The sequence below is a fragment of the Pantoea sp. GL120224-02 genome, from assembly GCF_900215395.1.
GTDB lineage: Bacteria > Pseudomonadota > Gammaproteobacteria > Enterobacterales > Enterobacteriaceae > Pantoea > Pantoea communis.
Map to the genome: position 1 here is coordinate 562,602 of NZ_OBEC01000001.1, position 15,332 is coordinate 577,933.

18 protein-coding genes are annotated in these 15,332 nt (G+C 53.8%); 10 read left to right on the plus strand and 8 right to left on the minus strand.

Annotated features, from left to right (window positions below):
• Positions 1 to 50: 50 nt before the first annotated feature.
• Both pyk and CRO33_RS02545 read right to left on the minus strand, forming a co-directional pair.
• Complete coding sequence (pyk, locus tag CRO33_RS02540; RefSeq protein ID WP_038646525.1) at positions 51 to 1,493, minus strand: pyruvate kinase; 1,443 nt, start codon at positions 1,491 to 1,493, stop codon at positions 51 to 53.
• Between the two features lie 117 nt (positions 1,494 to 1,610).
• Positions 1,611 to 2,456, minus strand: a complete 846-nt coding sequence (locus tag CRO33_RS02545; protein ID WP_097117252.1) for a MurR/RpiR family transcriptional regulator — start codon at positions 2,454 to 2,456, stop codon at positions 1,611 to 1,613.
• A 373-nt stretch (positions 2,457 to 2,829) separates the two neighbouring features.
• Between CRO33_RS02545 and zwf the strand changes: the two genes are divergently transcribed.
• Both zwf and CRO33_RS02555 read left to right on the plus strand, forming a co-directional pair.
• Complete coding sequence (gene zwf / locus CRO33_RS02550; RefSeq protein ID WP_034828667.1) at positions 2,830 to 4,305, plus strand: glucose-6-phosphate dehydrogenase; 1,476 nt, start codon at positions 2,830 to 2,832, stop codon at positions 4,303 to 4,305.
• Positions 4,306 to 4,490: 185 nt separating this feature from the next.
• Positions 4,491 to 5,129, plus strand: coding sequence for a bifunctional 4-hydroxy-2-oxoglutarate aldolase/2-dehydro-3-deoxy-phosphogluconate aldolase (locus CRO33_RS02555; RefSeq protein ID WP_034828669.1), 639 nt, complete (start codon positions 4,491 to 4,493; stop codon positions 5,127 to 5,129).
• 81 nt (positions 5,130 to 5,210) lie between these two features.
• Here the strand turns inward: CRO33_RS02555 and purT are convergent, their stop codons facing one another.
• Complete coding sequence (gene purT / locus CRO33_RS02560; protein ID WP_097116859.1) at positions 5,211 to 6,389, minus strand: formate-dependent phosphoribosylglycinamide formyltransferase; 1,179 nt, start codon at positions 6,387 to 6,389, stop codon at positions 5,211 to 5,213.
• Positions 6,390 to 6,550: 161 nt separating this feature from the next.
• On the opposite strand from purT, the gene CRO33_RS02565 reads away from it, so the two are divergent.
• Complete coding sequence (locus tag CRO33_RS02565; protein ID WP_097116860.1) at positions 6,551 to 7,192, plus strand: tellurite resistance TerB family protein; 642 nt, start codon at positions 6,551 to 6,553, stop codon at positions 7,190 to 7,192.
• Positions 7,193 to 7,209: 17 nt separating this feature from the next.
• On the opposite strand, the gene CRO33_RS02570 is transcribed toward CRO33_RS02565, so the two are convergent.
• Complete coding sequence (locus CRO33_RS02570) at positions 7,210 to 8,082, minus strand: LysR family transcriptional regulator (protein ID WP_097116861.1); 873 nt, start codon at positions 8,080 to 8,082, stop codon at positions 7,210 to 7,212.
• A gap of 92 nt (positions 8,083 to 8,174) precedes the next feature.
• Between CRO33_RS02570 and CRO33_RS02575 the strand changes: the two genes are divergently transcribed.
• Both CRO33_RS02575 and CRO33_RS02580 read left to right on the plus strand, forming a co-directional pair.
• Positions 8,175 to 8,687: a phenolic acid decarboxylase gene (locus CRO33_RS02575; protein WP_176505730.1), complete on the plus strand. Its 513-nt coding sequence runs from the start codon at positions 8,175 to 8,177 to the stop codon at positions 8,685 to 8,687.
• A 127-nt stretch (positions 8,688 to 8,814) separates the two neighbouring features.
• A complete protein-coding gene (locus CRO33_RS02580; RefSeq protein WP_097116863.1) occupies positions 8,815 to 10,878 on the plus strand; it encodes a prolyl oligopeptidase family serine peptidase in 2,064 nt (687 codons plus the stop codon).
• On the opposite strand, the gene exoX is transcribed toward CRO33_RS02580, so the two are convergent.
• Positions 10,872 to 11,540 (minus strand): exodeoxyribonuclease X, encoded by a 669-nt coding sequence (exoX, locus tag CRO33_RS02585; protein WP_038646533.1) that lies wholly within the window; start codon positions 11,538 to 11,540, stop codon positions 10,872 to 10,874. The genes CRO33_RS02580 and exoX overlap by 7 nt on opposite strands.
• A gap of 7 nt (positions 11,541 to 11,547) precedes the next feature.
• Positions 11,548 to 11,778, minus strand: a complete 231-nt coding sequence (locus CRO33_RS02590) for a DNA polymerase III subunit theta (protein ID WP_097116864.1) — start codon at positions 11,776 to 11,778, stop codon at positions 11,548 to 11,550.
• Positions 11,779 to 11,931: 153 nt separating this feature from the next.
• On the opposite strand from CRO33_RS02590, the gene copC reads away from it, so the two are divergent.
• The 5 genes from copC (at position 11,932) to CRO33_RS24495 (ending at position 14,640) form a co-directional block, all read left to right on the plus strand.
• Positions 11,932 to 12,309: a copper homeostasis periplasmic binding protein CopC gene (gene copC, locus CRO33_RS02595; protein ID WP_097116865.1), complete on the plus strand. Its 378-nt coding sequence runs from the start codon at positions 11,932 to 11,934 to the stop codon at positions 12,307 to 12,309.
• Positions 12,310 to 12,312: 3 nt separating this feature from the next.
• Entirely contained in the window at positions 12,313 to 13,194 is an 882-nt protein-coding gene (copD, locus tag CRO33_RS02600; protein ID WP_097116866.1) for a copper homeostasis membrane protein CopD, read from the plus strand.
• Between the two features lie 29 nt (positions 13,195 to 13,223).
• The gene (locus tag CRO33_RS02605; protein ID WP_176505731.1) at positions 13,224 to 13,571 is read left to right on the plus strand and encodes a YebY family protein; all 348 of its coding nucleotides are present in this window, start codon (positions 13,224 to 13,226) and stop codon (positions 13,569 to 13,571) included.
• A gap of 466 nt (positions 13,572 to 14,037) precedes the next feature.
• The gene (locus CRO33_RS02610; RefSeq protein ID WP_097116868.1) at positions 14,038 to 14,364 is read left to right on the plus strand and encodes a hypothetical protein; all 327 of its coding nucleotides are present in this window, start codon (positions 14,038 to 14,040) and stop codon (positions 14,362 to 14,364) included.
• Between the two features lie 108 nt (positions 14,365 to 14,472).
• On the plus strand, positions 14,473 to 14,640 hold the full coding sequence (locus tag CRO33_RS24495) for a hypothetical protein (protein WP_166932300.1): 168 nt from the start codon (positions 14,473 to 14,475) through the stop codon (positions 14,638 to 14,640).
• Positions 14,641 to 14,682: 42 nt separating this feature from the next.
• Here the strand turns inward: CRO33_RS24495 and CRO33_RS02615 are convergent, their stop codons facing one another.
• Together CRO33_RS02615 and CRO33_RS02620 are read right to left on the minus strand one after the other, a co-directional pair.
• Positions 14,683 to 14,961, minus strand: coding sequence for a hypothetical protein (locus CRO33_RS02615; protein ID WP_097116869.1), 279 nt, complete (start codon positions 14,959 to 14,961; stop codon positions 14,683 to 14,685).
• 62 nt (positions 14,962 to 15,023) lie between these two features.
• Entirely contained in the window at positions 15,024 to 15,284 is a 261-nt protein-coding gene (locus tag CRO33_RS02620) for a DUF3761 domain-containing protein (RefSeq protein WP_097116870.1), read from the minus strand.
• Between the last annotated feature and the right edge of the window lie 48 nt (positions 15,285 to 15,332).

Below are 15,332 nucleotides of genomic sequence, written 5' to 3' on the forward strand. Positions count from 1 at the left end.
AGTCGCGTTTATCCATGTTGTTACAGCCGCTGTGAGTGGTGCGTGAGCGTTTAGTCTACGCGCAGAACACGGCTGGTGTTGGTGGTGCCGGTGGTTGCCATCACGTCGCCCTGGGTGACAATCACCAGGTCGCCCGAGACGAGGAAACCTTTGTCGCGCAGCAGGTTCACTGCATCATGCGCGGCGGCTACACCATCATTGTTGCTGTCGAAGTAAACCGGTGTCACGCCGCGATACAGCGCAGTCAGGTTCAATGTACGTTCGTGACGTGACATAGCGAAGATCGGCAGGCCAGAAGTGATACGTGACGTCATCAGCGCAGTACGGCCCGATTCGGTCATGGTGATGATGGCAGAAACCCCCTGCAGGTGGTTGGCTGCATACATCGCGGACATCGCAATCGCTTCTTCCACGTTGTCGAACTGCACTTCAAGACGGTGCTTAGACACGTTGACGCTTGGGATTTTTTCCGCACCGAGACACACTTTCGCCATCGCAGACACGGTCTCCGCTGGATACTGACCGGCAGCGGTTTCTGCTGACAGCATCACGGCATCGGTACCATCCAGCACGGCGTTCGCCACGTCCATCACTTCAGCGCGGGTTGGCATCGGGTTGGTGATCATCGACTCCATCATCTGCGTGGCGGTGATGATGGTACGGTTCAGCTGACGCGCACGACGAATCAACGCCTTCTGGATCCCTACCAGTTCTGGATCGCCAATTTCAACGCCGAGGTCGCCACGCGCGACCATCACCACGTCAGAGGCGAGAATGATATCATCCATCGCTTCCTGAGACGCAACGGCTTCTGCACGTTCGACTTTGGCCACCAGTTTGGCATCACAACCTGCATCGCGCGCCAGTCGGCGAGCGTAGTTCATGTCTTCACCATTTCGCGGGAATGACACGGCCAGGTAATCCACGCCGATTTTCGCGGCGGTAATGATATCGACTTTATCTTTCTCCGTCAGCGCTTCGGCAGACAAACCGCCGCCGAGTTTATTGATGCCTTTATTGTTGGAGAGCGGGCCGCCGACGGTGACTTCGGTGAAGACTTTCACACCCTGAACTTCCAGCACCTTCAACTGTACACGACCATCATCCAGCAGCAGGATGTCGCCCGGCACCACGTCTTCTGGCAGGCCTTTGTAGTCGATACCGACTTTCTCTTTATCACCTTCGCCTTTGCCCATATCCGCATCCAGCAGGAAGCGATCGCCAACATTCAGGAAGACTTTGCCTTCTTTGAAGGTGGAAACACGAATTTTTGGACCTTGCAGGTCGCCCAGAATCGCCACGTGACGGCCAAGCTTAGCGGCAATCTCACGCACCTTGTTGGCGCGCATCTGGTGGTCTTCCGGGGTACCGTGGGAGAAATTGAGTCGCACCACGTTCGCGCCCGCCGCGATGATTTTTTCGAGGTTATTGTCGCGATCGGTGGCTGGGCCGAGGGTAGTTACGATCTTGGTTCTTCTGAGACGTCTTGACATGAAGGACTCCGTTGACAAAGGTTCGTGTCACTCTCAAGGGGACACGGTGTAATCGCATATTCTATATGATCGATGGGCTGTGATTCGACTCACATTGTGAATGTGATGTTAATTATTTTACTGCACCCGCTTTTCCAGGCGCGAATCTTTGAGCGCTTCTTTCACCCGTTTCAGGTTTTCGCGGAAAGCCGCGCCACGCTCAAGGGTAAAACCTGTCGCCAAAACATCAACCACGGTTAATTGCGCAAGGCGGGAAACCATCGGCAGGTAGATATCCGTATCTTCAGGTACATCGAGCGTCAGTGCGAGGGTTGCTTCTGCCGCAAGGGGTGAACCCGGAGAGGTGATAGCCAGTACTGTGGAAGCGTTTACACGCGCCAGGCGAGCCAGTTCTATCATATTTTTGGTTCGACCAGTATGTGATATGAGAACAAAAACGTCATTTGGTCCACTATTTATGCAACTCATGCGCTGGATCACAATATCCTCTGACCAGATGACCGGCAGATTAAAGCGCAGGAATTTATTGGTCGCGTCGTGCGCCACAACCGCAGAGGCGCCGAGACCAAAAAAGGCGATTTTTTGGGCCTGAGTCAGGGCTAGAACCGCTTGATCAATGACCTGAAGATCCAGTTGTTGGCGCACATGACTTAAGCCGGCGAGGGCGGAATCAAAAATCTTGTGGCTGTAACTTTCAACGCTGTCATTTTCTTCCACATCGCGGCTGACCCAGTTCGGGGTCTTCGCCAGACTTTGCGCCAGGCGTAACTTGAAGTCGGGGAAGCCGCGCGTGCCCATACGATGGCAGAAGCGATTCACTGTCGGTTCGCTAACGTCGGCGGCGCGGGCGAGGGTGGCGATGCTGGAGTGCATTGCCTGCTGCGGAGCGGCCAGAATCTGTTCTGCCACTTTCCGTTCTGATTTGCTCAGCGCGTTAAGTTGCGCCTGAATATGTTCCAGCATGTCGTTAACCCGATGCGCCTCAATCACTTTCGTCGCGTTCATCACCTGATAAAACGCTGCCAATTCACAACAATATACCGTGTAATACACCCTCGCACGCAGCAGCGGACAAATGTAAGCGCGTTTTTTTTGTCATACTTTGATCGTTGCCGGGTTTTATCCCGACAAACATCGAAACTGAAAAAGCGTGAAAAGCGCACACCACAACACACCTTTGTTCGCCATCATGTTCAAAGTAATGGCTAATGCCACACCGCGTCTGGGTTGTTCCGATGCGGGGAAAAAAGTACATTGTGCTGTAAGAAAATTACAATAAGGACCTGGGATGATGAGGACGCTCAAACCGGGTATATCCTGCAACGAGGAGAGGAAAATGGCGGTAACACAAACAGCCCAGGCATGCGATCTGGTTATTTTCGGTGCCAAAGGCGATCTTGCTCGCCGGAAACTGTTGCCTTCACTGTATCAGCTGGAGAAAGCCGGTCAGATTCACGACACCACACGCATCATCGGCGTGGGGCGCGCGGAGTGGGACAAAGACGCGTACACCAAAGTGGTGCGTGAAGCGCTGGAAACCTTCATGAAGGAGAAAATCGACGAAGCGCTGTGGGATAAACTCAGCAGCCGTCTCGATTTCTGCAACCTCGACGTTAACGACACCTCGCATTTCACCAAACTGGGCAAGATGCTTGACCAGAAAGATCGTGTCACCATCAACTACTTCGCCATGCCGCCGAGCACCTTTGGCGCCATTTGCGATGGACTGGGCGCCGCCAAGCTGAATGCTAAACCGGCGCGTGTGGTGATGGAGAAGCCGCTCGGCACCTCGCTCGAGACCTCGCAAGAGATCAATGACAGCGTTGGCAAGTACTTTGAAGAGAGCCAGGTGTTCCGTATTGACCACTATCTCGGTAAAGAAACGGTACTGAACCTGCTGGCTCTGCGTTTCGCCAACTCTATCTTCGTGAATAACTGGGATAACCGTACCATCGATCACGTGCAGATTACCGTGGCGGAAGAGGTGGGTATCGAAGGTCGTTGGGGTTACTTCGATAAAGCTGGCCAGATGCGCGACATGATCCAGAACCACCTGTTGCAGATCCTCACCATGATCGCCATGTCACCGCCATCCGATCTCAGTGCGGATGCCATCCGTGATGAGAAAGTGAAGGTGCTGCGTTCGCTGCGTCGTATTGACCAGACCAACGTGCGTGAAAAAACCGTGCGTGGCCAGTACACCGCCGGCTTCGTGCAGGGCAAAAAAGTACCAGGCTATCTGGAAGAAGAGGGCGCGAACAAGCAGAGCGCCACCGAGAGCTTCGTGGCGATCCGTGTTGATATCGACAACTGGCGCTGGGCGGGCGTGCCGTTCTACCTGCGCACCGGTAAGCGCTTGCCGACCAAATGCTCTGAGGTTGTGGTGTACTTTAAGAACCCAGAGATGAACCTGTTCAAAGACTCTTATGCTGAACTGCCGCAGAACAAGTTGACCATTCGTTTGCAGCCGGACGAAGGGGTGGATATCGAGATCCTGAACAAAGTGCCGGGTCTGGATCACAAGCACAAACTGCAGACTACCAAGCTGGATCTGAGCTACTCCGAGACCTTCAACCAGTCGCATTTGGCGGATGCCTATGAGCGTCTGCTGCTGGAGACCATGCGCGGTATTCAGGCGCTGTTCGTACGTCGTGACGAAGTGGAAGCTGCCTGGGGCTGGGTAGATTCCATCATTGATGCATGGAACGCCGATGCTGAAGCGCCTAAGCCATACCAGGCTGGCACCTGGGGTCCGGTGGCGTCCGTCGCGATGATTACGCGTGATGGCCGTTCGTGGAATGAGTTTGAATAAGCCTTGAAATTTAAGCCCGCCAATGAGCGGGCTTTTTTATGCCCAAAATTCATTTTTCTTAAAATTGAACCAGAGTTTCAATAATTTTTGATATCCGATAGACGCCGCTCCAGCCAATCTTGTATGGTAGAGCCCAAACATTGACAGCCGGATGCGAGTCGGGCTGATGCCACTAAGGAAACCTGATGAAGAACTGGAAAACCACTGCTGAACAGATCATGACTACGGGCCCGGTTGTGCCGGTGATCGTGGTGAATAAACTGGAACACGCCGTGCCGATGGCCAAAGCGTTGGTGGCCGGCGGTGTGCGTGTGCTGGAAGTGACGCTGCGTACGCCGGTGGCGATGGACGCGCTGCGTGCGATGATCAAAGAAGTGCCAGAAGCGATTGTCGGTGCGGGCACAGTGATTAACACCCAGCAGCTGAAAGAGGTGACTGATGCCGGTGCGCAGTTCGTGATCAGCCCAGGTCTGACCGAGCCGTTACTAAAAGCCGCAGTTGAAGGTCCGGTACCACTGATTCCGGGCATCAGCACCGTTTCTGAACTGATGTTGGGTATGGATTATGGCCTGCGTGAGTTTAAGTTCTTCCCGGCTGAGGCGAATGGTGGTGTTAAAGCGCTGTCAGCGATTGGCGGTCCTTTCCCACAGGTGCGCTTCTGCCCAACCGGCGGTATCTCACCGGCCAACTATCGTGACTACCTGGCGCTGAAAAGCGTGCTCTGTATTGGTGGTTCGTGGTTGGTGCCGAACGATGCGCTGGAAAGCGGCGACTGGGATCGCATTACGCGTCTGGCTCGCGAAGCCGTTGAAGGCGCGAAGTAACGCATCTGGCAGGGTGCGAATCATTGGAACTGAAAGGGCGGCCTGGTGGCCGCCCTTTTTCGCTGTCAGCAGCTGAGGGAATTAGCCCTCTACTTTCACGGCTGCGGCACTCGCCACGGCACGTGCAATCGCCTGATCGGTATTGTCACCGGTAGCCAGCGCTACGCCCAGACGACGTTGACCAGCAATCTCTGGCTTGCCGAACAGACGCAACTGCAGTCCCGCACCCAATGCCGCTTCGATGTTCACGAACTGCACATTGTTGCTATCCAGCTGTGGCAGAATCACCGCCGAAGCCGCCGGGCCATACTGGCGAATGCCACCGATTGGCAAGCCGAGGAACGCGCGCACATGCAGAGCAAACTCGGACAGATCCTGAGAAATCAGCGTCACCATGCCGGTATCGTGTGGGCGTGGCGAGACTTCGCTAAACACCACCTCATCACCGCAGACAAACAGCTCAACGCCAAACAGACCATATCCACCTAATGCTTTCACCACTTTTGCGGCGATATCTTGTGCACGCTGCAGAGCCAGGTCGGTCATCTGCTGTGGCTGCCAGGATTCACGGTAATCGCCATCTTCCTGACGATGACCAATCGGCGCGCAGAAATGGATGCCATCCACTGCGCTGATGGTCAGCAGGGTGATTTCGAAATCAAATTTCACCACACCTTCGACGATCACGCGACCGGCACCGGCACGTCCGCCTTGCTGCGCGTAATCCCAGGCTTTATCCAGCTGGCTCGCTTCGCGGATGAAACTCTGACCTTTGCCCGATGAGCTCATTACTGGTTTAACGATGCACGGAAAACCAATTTCATTGGCGGCTGCGACGAAATTCTCTTTGCTGTCAGCGAACTGATAGGTTGAAGTCGGTAACGACAACTCTTCTGCCGCCAGACGGCGAATACCTTCGCGGTTCATGGTCAGGCGCGCAGCACGCGCGGTAGGTACCACTTTCTGGCCTTGTGCTTCCAGTTCCAGCAGTTTTTCAGTGGCAATAGCTTCAATTTCTGGCACCACAAAGTGCGGCTTCTCCAGCGCAATTAACGCAGCCAGCGCATCACCGTCCAGCATATTGATCACATGGCTACGGTGTGCAACGTGCATCGCAGGGGCATCGGCATAACGATCCACGGCAATCACTTCCACACCCAGACGCTGACACTCCAGCGCCACTTCTTTGCCCAATTCGCCTGAACCTAACAGCATCACACGCGTTGCGGCAGGGCGCAGCGCGGTTCCGAGAGTCGTCATAATTTCACCTTAGCAGTCAAAATGCGCGCGCAGTATATACGAAAACGTTTGCGTACTCACGCATTCGCCTCCATCAGGTTTGCCATACTTTTCCCGCTCTGACGTTACCTGACACTCGCTACGGCAGCATGGAACGCGGAAACTTAAACAGGAGTTAAACGATGAGCAATTGGTTGCAGCAAATCCAGTCGGTGCTGGCGAAGAAGGGCGGCGACGGCAAAGCCGGTGGTTTGAGCGATATGCTGGCACCCGGCGCGCTGGGTGGTTTAGCGGGATTGCTGGTGGCCAGCAAGTCCACGCGAAGCCTGTTGACCAAATACGGCGGTAAAGCCTTGCTGGTCGGCGGCGGTGCGGCAGCGGGCGCCGTGCTATGGAACAAATACAAACAGCGTGTGCGTGAAACGCACCAGGATGAGCCGGAATTTGGTCAGTTGCATACACCTGTGGATCAGCGCGCTGAACGTTTGGTGACGGCGTTAGTGTTCGCCGCCAAAAGCGATGGTCATATTGACGATCGCGAACGTGCCGCTATTGAGCAGAATATCCATCAGGCGGGTTATGGTTCACAGGCGGAAACGCTGATCCAGCAGGCGATGAACCGTCCACTCGATCCACAGTGGCTGGCGGCCGATGTGAAAAACGAAGAAGAGGCGCTGGAACTGTACTTCCTCAGTTGTGCCGCCATCGATGTGGATCACTTTATGGAGCGCAGCTATCTCTCTGCACTGGGTGATGCCCTGAAGATCCCACAAGATGTGCGCGACGGCATTCAGCGCGATATTCAGGCGGAGAAAGCGGCGTAATGATGCTGAAGCCTGGATCATATCCAGGCTTTATTGCGCATCAGATCGAGCAGTGTTTGCAACTGTGCATCAATAACAATGATCTCGTTATTGATCAGTAAATGCAGCGCTGTTACGCGACGAACGCCCTGTTGCAGCGGCAGCATCTTCAATGTTCCTGCCGCCAGGGCGGACTGAATACGGGTCTCCGGTAACCAACCATAACCAACCTGATGCATTACCGCCTCAATTGCGGCCTCGATGGTGGAACAAGCCCAGATCTCTCCCTGATGGTGCTCCTGCAGTACGCTAAAATGCTGATGATCGGCAATGCGGATCAGCGGATATTCCGCTAACTGCTCAGCACTAACCGCACCATTCAATTGATGTAACGCATGCTGATGGTGCGCAACAGCCACGAAATCCACATTCATCATCCATTCGCCCCGGCCTGTCCCGGGCTGGCGCTGGCTCAATACCATTACATCCGCCTGGCTGTTATCCGGTATCTGCGTTTCCAACACCTCGGTGACGTTAACCTGCGTACCTGGATAGAGACGCTGGAATTCACTCAGCACACTGAACAAATGCTCGCGCGGCAAGATGCTATCCACCATCAGTTCGATGCGGCTGCGCTCTCCGTTGCGCATAGCGCTGGCGGTGCTTTCCAGCGCGTAGAAAGCTTTCAACAGTGGCCTGACCTGCGTCAGAAGCTTTTCGCCTGCAGGCGTCAGCACGGTGCGCCTTCCTTTGGTCTCCAGCAAGGTGACTTCAAGGCGTTCTTGCAGCATGGCGAGGTTATAGCTTACCGAAGACTGGCTGCGATGTGTCGACTCAGCCGCGCTGGCGAAACTGCCGCGCAGCACCACCTCATTTAACAAGCTCCACTGTTCCAACGTTGATTTATGCATATCATCTAAATTTTGAATGAATTTTATCGAAAAATAGCGTTATTCATCAGGTAAGTGAAGGCGTAATCTGGCTTCAAACCAAAGGAGAGCACATTATGAGTACCTTCGATAAAAATGATTTGGCTGGATTTGTTGGCAAACACCTGATCTATACCTATGACAATGGCTGGAACTATGAGCTGTATATTAAAAATGCCAGCACCGTTGATTATCGTATTCATAGCGGGATGGTGGGTAATCGTTGGGTTAAGGACCAGCGCGCCTATATTGTGCGAGTCGCGCAAGAGGTCTACAAAGTTTCCTGGACTGAACCCACCGGCACTGACGTCAGTTTGATCGCGAATCTGGGAGACAGATTGTTTCACGGTACGATCTTCTTCCCCCGCTGGGTGATGAACAACCCGCAGCAGACGGTTTGCTTCCAGAATGAACATCTCAACGAAATGAATCGTTATCGCGAAGCGGGTCCAGCTTATCCCACTGAAGTGATCGACGAATTTGCCACCATCACACTGGTGCGAGATTGTGGTGCCGATAATGATGAGGTCATCGCCTGTGCGGCCAGTGAATTGCCCGCTGATTTTCCAGCTAATTTGTTGCGTTAACCACCCTTGACGAGGGGGCGCATGAAAAAGCGCTCCTTTCGTTACACTTCCTGTGCGCTGCTGCTTGGCTTCCCGCGTGATAAGTGCCACGCTTGCTGAATGTTGTCTTTCAGGGAAAGGAGCCAGAATGCATCAGCCACAAGCGAAAAAAATCCCCCACGTCATGAATCTGCACGGCGAATCGCGCACCGATAACTACTATTGGCTGCGCGATGACGAGCGTGAAAACCCAGAAATTCTGGCACATCTGCACGCCGAGAATGCGTACGGTAAAGCGATGATGGCGTCGCAAGATCCTTTGCAGGAACGGGTATTAAAAGAGATTGTCGACCGCATTCCACCGCAGGACCACTCCGTCCCCTACGTAAAAAACGGTTATCGCTATCAAAGTCGCTATGAGGTGGGGAACGAGTATCCGCTCTATTTTCGTCAGCCGATTAGCGCACCAGAGAATGAACCCTGGCAATTGCTGATCGACGGTAATCAACGAGCTTCTCACAGTGATTTCTACACCATGGGCGCACTGGCGATCTCACCCGACAACCAGGTGATGGCGCTGGCGGAAGATTTTCTGTCGCGCCGCCAGTATGGCATCCGTTTCCGTAACCTGGAGAGTGGCAGTTGGTATCCGGAAGTGCTAAGCAATGCTTCTTCCAGCGTGGCGTGGGCCAATGATTCGCGCACGCTGTACTACGTGCGTAAGCATCCGAAAACGCTGCTCGCCTATCAGGTGTGGCGCCATGAGTTAGGTCATCCGCAATCAGACGATCAGCTGGTGTATGAAGAGCAGGATGAGAGCTTCCATCTCAGCGTGCACAAAACCACCTCCGAGCACTTCATCCTGATTGCGATGTACAGCACCACCACCAGTGAGATCCAGCTGATTGATGCCGAGTATCCGGATGCGCAGCCGCAGGTGTTCTGTCCACGTCGCCGTGATCACGAATACAGCATCGATCACTACAATCACCAGTTCTATATTCGCTCGAATCGCGACGGCAAAAACTTTGGCCTGTATCGCAGCGCATGGCTGGCCGATAACCGCTGGCAGGCGTTGATTCCGGCACGCGATAACGTGGTGCTGGAGGATTTCCAGCTGTTCCGCCACTGGCTGGTGGTGGAAGAGCGCCAGCGCGGCGTCAACACGCTGCGCCAGATCAACTGGGAAAGCGGTGAAAGCATCGGGATCGCCTTTGACGATCCGGCTTACGTCACCTGGCTGGCATACAATCCTTCGCCGGAAAGTGACACGCTGCGTTATGGCTATTCATCCATGACTACGCCAACCACGTTGTTTGAGCTCAATATGGAGACGGGCGATCGCCGCGTGTTGAAACAGACGCCGGTGCCGGGCTTCAACTCAGATGACTACAAAAGCGAACATCACTGGATCACCGTGCGTGATGGCACTGAAGTGCCGGTGTCGCTGGTCTATCACCGTAAGCATTTCAAATCGGGCAGTAATCCACTGCTGGCTTACGGCTATGGTGCCTACGGCAGTAGCATGGACGCCAGTTTCGGCACCAGTCGCATTAGCTTGCTGGAACGCGGTTTTGTTTACGCCATTATCCATGTGCGCGGCGGTGGCGAACTGGGGCAGCAGTGGTACGACGATGGTCGCCTGAAGAAGAAGATGAATAGCTTCACCGACTTCATTGATGTGACGCAGGCGCTGGTGGCGAAAGGCTACGGCAATCCACAGCAGCTGTATGCGATGGGCGGCAGTGCGGGCGGCTTGTTGATGGGCGGTGTGATGAACCTTGCCCCCGAACTGTTCCACGGTGTTGTGGCGCAAGTGCCGTTTGTCGATGTGGTGACGACCATGCTGGACCCGTCGATCCCACTAACCACCGGCGAATATGACGAGTGGGGCAACCCGGAGCAAGAAGAGTTTTACCACATCATTCGCCAGTACAGCCCGTATGACAACATCGAAGCGAAAGCCTACCCGCATCTGTTAGTGACGACAGGATTGCACGATTCCCAGGTGCAGTATTGGGAACCGGCGAAGTGGGTAGCAAAACTGCGTGAGCTGAAAACCAACGATACACTGCTGCTGCTGTGTACCGAGATGGATTCCGGTCACGGTGGTAAATCCGGGCGTTTTAAAGCCTATGAAGGGGTAGCGCAGGAGTTTACTTTCCTGATCGGTCTGGCGCAGGGCAGCTTGCCAGACCGCGTCGATTATTGATCGACTTTCACGTACTTGCGCAGCGCCTGCCGTAACGGTGGGCGCAAATCGCGCACATTCTCCAGCACCCAGCGTAAGTAGCCGGGATCTTTACGCGCAATGCTGCCAATGCTTTGTCCGCGATATTTACCAAACGGGAACACATCGCCGCTGACTTCTGCGGGCTGACAGCGGCCGACCATATCACTGACGCTCCAGCCGGAGGTCTCCATGATGCGGATCAGCAGCGCAGCGGTGACATAGCAGTCATACAACGCACGGTGCGCATGCAGTTCAGCAGGTGGCGTAACGTCAAGCTTCAGGCTGTGACGCAGTGCCTGGTTTCCGTACTTAATGCCCGGCCACAGCTGGCGCGCCAGCGTCATGGTGCAGATCCATTCACCGGGCATGATCGGCAACATACGACGATCAAAACTGGCATTGTGCGCCACATAATGCGGGCTGCCATGATAGCGACCAATCGCTTCTTCAATGGTCGGCTTATCGGCGACCATTGCTTCCGTAATGCGATGCACCGCCATCGCCTGACGGCTGATAGGGCGGTCCGGGCAAATCAAATCGCTCATCGGATTGACGATCTGTCCGTCGATCACATCCACTGACGCGACTTCGACCACGCCGCCTTGCAGGCCACAGGTTTCGGTATCGATAACGCGTAACATAGATTAATTACTTCTGTTTAGGTTCGTAGGGCAGGCGAGAGAGGCTGAGCGATGCCTGTCGGTAGGCCATCAAGCGCTGACGGAACCATTCACGCAGGGCTTCCGGCTGCTCGCGCTCGACCATTTCCGCGATCACGGGCATGTTGTAGCGCTCTTTAAAGGCCACGCCTGCGGCGGCCAGATCGACATTGACTTTGTCTTTCTCTTCCTGCGACAACAGGGCAAGGTTTTGGCTCATGCATTTCTCCTGATAAACAGGGGCAAAAGTAATGGTTTCCCTTTTACGGATCAAGGAAATTGGATCGCACCGCAAGTCTCGACACGTCTGTGCCAGCGGCGTATCCTGCTGCCACGTTTGCGGCAGAGCGCCGCATGGCAAAGGGAAGAAGTGATGAAGAAAACTGCGTTAAACCCGGTTGTGGCGCTGTTGCTGGCGTCATCCACGTTGGTCTTCAGTCAGTTTGCACTGGCACATGCTCACCTGAAAACGCCGGTTCCCGCCGATAAAGCGGTAATCGACAGCTCGCCACAAAATCTGACGCTGACCTTCACTGAAGATGTTGAGCCTGCCTTCAGCGGTGTTGAAGTGCTCAATGCGCAGAATCAGCCGATGGCCGTGGAAAAAGCCAAACTCAACGACAAAAAGCATGATCAGTTGATCGTGCCAATCAGCAAGCCGCTGCCGTCGGGCAACTACCAGGTGAACTGGCATGTGTTGTCGGTAGATGGTCACAAAACCAAGGGAAGTTACGCGTTTAGCGTGAAGTAATCCATGGTTCTGAGTACGTTGTGGATCGTCCTGCGCGCCCTGCATTTTATTGCGGTGCTATTGCTGGCTGGCAGCGCGTTCTATACGGCTCTGCTGGCACCGCGGCGTTATCGCCCGGTGCTGGCGCAACGTTTGCACAAAATTTTAGTCACGACAGCGCTATTGAGTCTGCTCAGTGCGGTGTTAATGCTCGCCACGCAAACCGGTTTGATGAGCGGTGACTGGCACAATGTTGGTGACCTGGAAACCTGGCAGGCGGTTTTAGCGACGCGCTTTGGCGCGGTGTGGTGTTGGGAACTGGGGTTCGCACTGCTGAGCACGCTGGCCTTGCTGCTGCGTGGCACACTGCGCCAGCAGCTCTTGCTGATAAGTGGTCTGTTGCAGTTGGCGGCGCTGGCAGGCGTCGGGCACGCCGCGATGCGCGATGGTTTACCCGGCTTGCTGCAGCAGATCAATCACGCGCTGCACTTGATTGCCGCCGCGTTCTGGACTGGCGGCTTACTGCCCCTGTTATTGCTAATGCGTGAAGCCCGTCAGATTACGTATCGCACCGATGCGATTCGCTGCATGATGCGCTTTTCGCGTTACGGTCATCTGGCTGTCGCACTGGCTTTGCTCACCGGGCTGATCAACAGCCTGCTGATAGGCGGCACACCGCTCAATTGGGGCACCACGCTGTGGAGTGCGATGCTGGTGGTCAAAGTGATGCTGGTGATGATGATGGTGGGCATTGCGCTGATCAATCGCTATGTTCTGGTGCCAGGTTTTCGCGTCGCGGGTAGTCACGCGCCGCAGCAGTTTATTCGCCTGACGCAGCTTGAGCTGCTGCTGGCCATTGTTGTTGTCGGATTGGTTAGCGTGTTTGCCACGCTGTCTCCGGCCTGAATTGTAATTAAAGAGAAAATGAGGTCGATATTTTGCTGAAGAAATTGATTCCAGCCTGCATTCTGATGACACTGTGCAGCCAGGTAATGGCCGCGCAGATTATTACCGTCAGCCGCTTTGAGATTGGCAAAGACAAATGGCCCTTCACCCGCGAAGAGGTGATGCTGACCTGTGAGAAAGACGGCGCGCTGTTTGCCATCAATCCGAGCACCTTGCTGCAGTATCCGCTGAATGATAAAGCCCAAGCACGCGCTGATGCCGGTAAGGGCACACTGCAATCCATCGATACCATCGTGGCGGAAGACAAAGCGCATCCGGGCCAGAAGATGAGCCTGCAACCGATCGTCGATCGCGCGCAACAGCTGTGCGGTAAGTAGTCCCTGCAAAAATTCGGGCGTAGCGCACAGTTTTGCCGCTACGCTTGCTTTCCCGATGTGTCAGCACGATCACAGAGTTGGCAGCTTCCTGACCGCATCGTGACGGTTGGCTGGAAAATAATCCCCCTTGGACTACCTTTAAATGGCAAGGCGAACTCGCCTTCAAAAATGCCAACTTTTAGCGCACGGCTCTCAAAGAGCCATTTCCCTGGACCCGATACAGGAATCGTATTGGGTCTTTTTTTATGTAATTGATTATGATTATAATTTACTCTTCACCCAAGTTTTCCGAAATTTGTCCGAAATCCTTTTATCCGAATCAATTTCATATCCCGCAATCCTTACGCAATCTTTGTGCAATATACCCGCAAATCGCCCAGTTATACACCCAATCGCGCCTCGCTTCACGTGCTACATTTCCTCTCAGCAATACGCCAACCCTGCCAGCCAAAACGAGAGTCTAGAGATGTTCAAACCTGCTGTATTGTTCACCACTATCCTGCTGCTCAGTGGCTGCGCCCTGAAGCAATACCCGCAATCACCCAAAGTCAGTGATGAAGAAGCGCAAACCTACAATTGTGCGGCACTGGATCAGGAAATTGCGAAATCCCACAGTGTGCAGCAGCAGATTGACACAACCGGCGAGTTTGATGCGCTGACGGTGATTGGTTTTATTGGCGACTTTGGCATTGGCAACGGTATCGCGAAGGCTAGCGCCAACAAGCATGCCTCGACGCGGTTAAATCAGCTGGAACAATTAAAAGCCGTGCGTTGCAGTCACCCAACGGCGTAATGAATTCAAGCCAGCACGAAAGATGCGGACATTTAACAGCAGCCAGTTAGCGTGAAAAATGGTATAAGAGTGCGCACTGTTTTTATTGCCGATTAATAAGGATCCTTCATGGCAAATGCGCAATATCTTCTCTGGGTAATGATTGGCACCTTAACGCTACTAAGCATCTTTATCGGTGTGGTAGTCGGTCGGACGAAAACGCCTCGTGTCGGCTTTGCGACCTTTGCCGGATTATGGGTATTTTTCCTGCTGGCGATATTCTTTCTCTCGCATTAAAGAGCACCGTTTGCCACACGGCTTGTGTGGCAAATCAGTTGGTTAAGCAGTGTGGTGTAAAGCGGCACGATGCTGAGCAATTAGCGTGTCAGCCAGGTGACGATCTTCTTCATGTTGCGAGACGTAATATTCATAAGGATCGCGCACGCCGAGGCTTACGATATAATCCAGATGGGCTTGTTTCACTTCGCGGTTAATATACTGCACCAGCTCTAATCCCAACTCATCTGCATAAACCGGCGCTTTGCTTTTTATTTCGCGAATCAAGTCCACGTTATTTTGCATAAAAAGCTCCAGATCGATTTTATAATAGTCTTTCATTGCTCACTCCTTAAGAAAATAGTGTCCTTTAAGCCTGGCACATGCTGCTTATTGCGTGTGGCTTAAGATGCCAGCCATTCCGCAACGCCACCATGGCGAGAACAGGTCCCGCGGTGATGGGTGCTGAAACTGTATGACCCATCGCGACACCGAGCGGTTGCGCCATCGGGAACATCATTATTTTGCGTATATGCGGGACGATGAATCGATTGTCCTTCGCTGTTGATGTAATTGCCTTGCTCGATCAGTTCAACATGCTTTTTGGCGTGAGTGGGCATGCTGACAAGCAACAGCATAAGTGTGATAACAGAAAGCGTTTTCATATTCTCATAAAGAAGGAAAGAGGATAGGACGTTATCGGCAGGAAGGAA

Bases quoted from the DNA above. Each gene is read 5' to 3' on its own strand.
- pyk (WP_038646525.1), bottom strand. From the start codon at position 1,493: ATGTCAAGACGTCTCAGAAGAACCAAGATCGTAACTACCCTCGGCCCA.
- CRO33_RS02545 (WP_097117252.1), bottom strand. From the start codon at position 2,456: ATGCTGGAACATATTCAGGCGCAACTTAACGCGCTGAGCAAATCAGAA.
- zwf (WP_034828667.1), top strand. From the start codon at position 2,830: ATGGCGGTAACACAAACAGCCCAGGCATGCGATCTGGTTATTTTCGGT.
- CRO33_RS02555 (WP_034828669.1), top strand. From the start codon at position 4,491: ATGAAGAACTGGAAAACCACTGCTGAACAGATCATGACTACGGGCCCG.
- purT (WP_097116859.1), bottom strand. From the start codon at position 6,389: ATGACGACTCTCGGAACCGCGCTGCGCCCTGCCGCAACGCGTGTGATG.
- CRO33_RS02565 (WP_097116860.1), top strand. From the start codon at position 6,551: ATGAGCAATTGGTTGCAGCAAATCCAGTCGGTGCTGGCGAAGAAGGGC.
- CRO33_RS02570 (WP_097116861.1), bottom strand. From the start codon at position 8,082: ATGCATAAATCAACGTTGGAACAGTGGAGCTTGTTAAATGAGGTGGTG.
- CRO33_RS02580 (WP_097116863.1), top strand. From the start codon at position 8,815: ATGCATCAGCCACAAGCGAAAAAAATCCCCCACGTCATGAATCTGCAC.
- exoX (WP_038646533.1), bottom strand. From the start codon at position 11,540: ATGTTACGCGTTATCGATACCGAAACCTGTGGCCTGCAAGGCGGCGTG.
- CRO33_RS02590 (WP_097116864.1), bottom strand. From the start codon at position 11,778: ATGAGCCAAAACCTTGCCCTGTTGTCGCAGGAAGAGAAAGACAAAGTC.
- copC (WP_097116865.1), top strand. From the start codon at position 11,932: ATGAAGAAAACTGCGTTAAACCCGGTTGTGGCGCTGTTGCTGGCGTCA.
- copD (WP_097116866.1), top strand. From the start codon at position 12,313: ATGGTTCTGAGTACGTTGTGGATCGTCCTGCGCGCCCTGCATTTTATT.
- CRO33_RS02610 (WP_097116868.1), top strand. From the start codon at position 14,038: ATGTTCAAACCTGCTGTATTGTTCACCACTATCCTGCTGCTCAGTGGC.
- CRO33_RS24495 (WP_166932300.1), top strand. From the start codon at position 14,473: ATGGCAAATGCGCAATATCTTCTCTGGGTAATGATTGGCACCTTAACG.
- CRO33_RS02615 (WP_097116869.1), bottom strand. From the start codon at position 14,961: ATGAAAGACTATTATAAAATCGATCTGGAGCTTTTTATGCAAAATAAC.
- CRO33_RS02620 (WP_097116870.1), bottom strand. From the start codon at position 15,284: ATGAAAACGCTTTCTGTTATCACACTTATGCTGTTGCTTGTCAGCATG.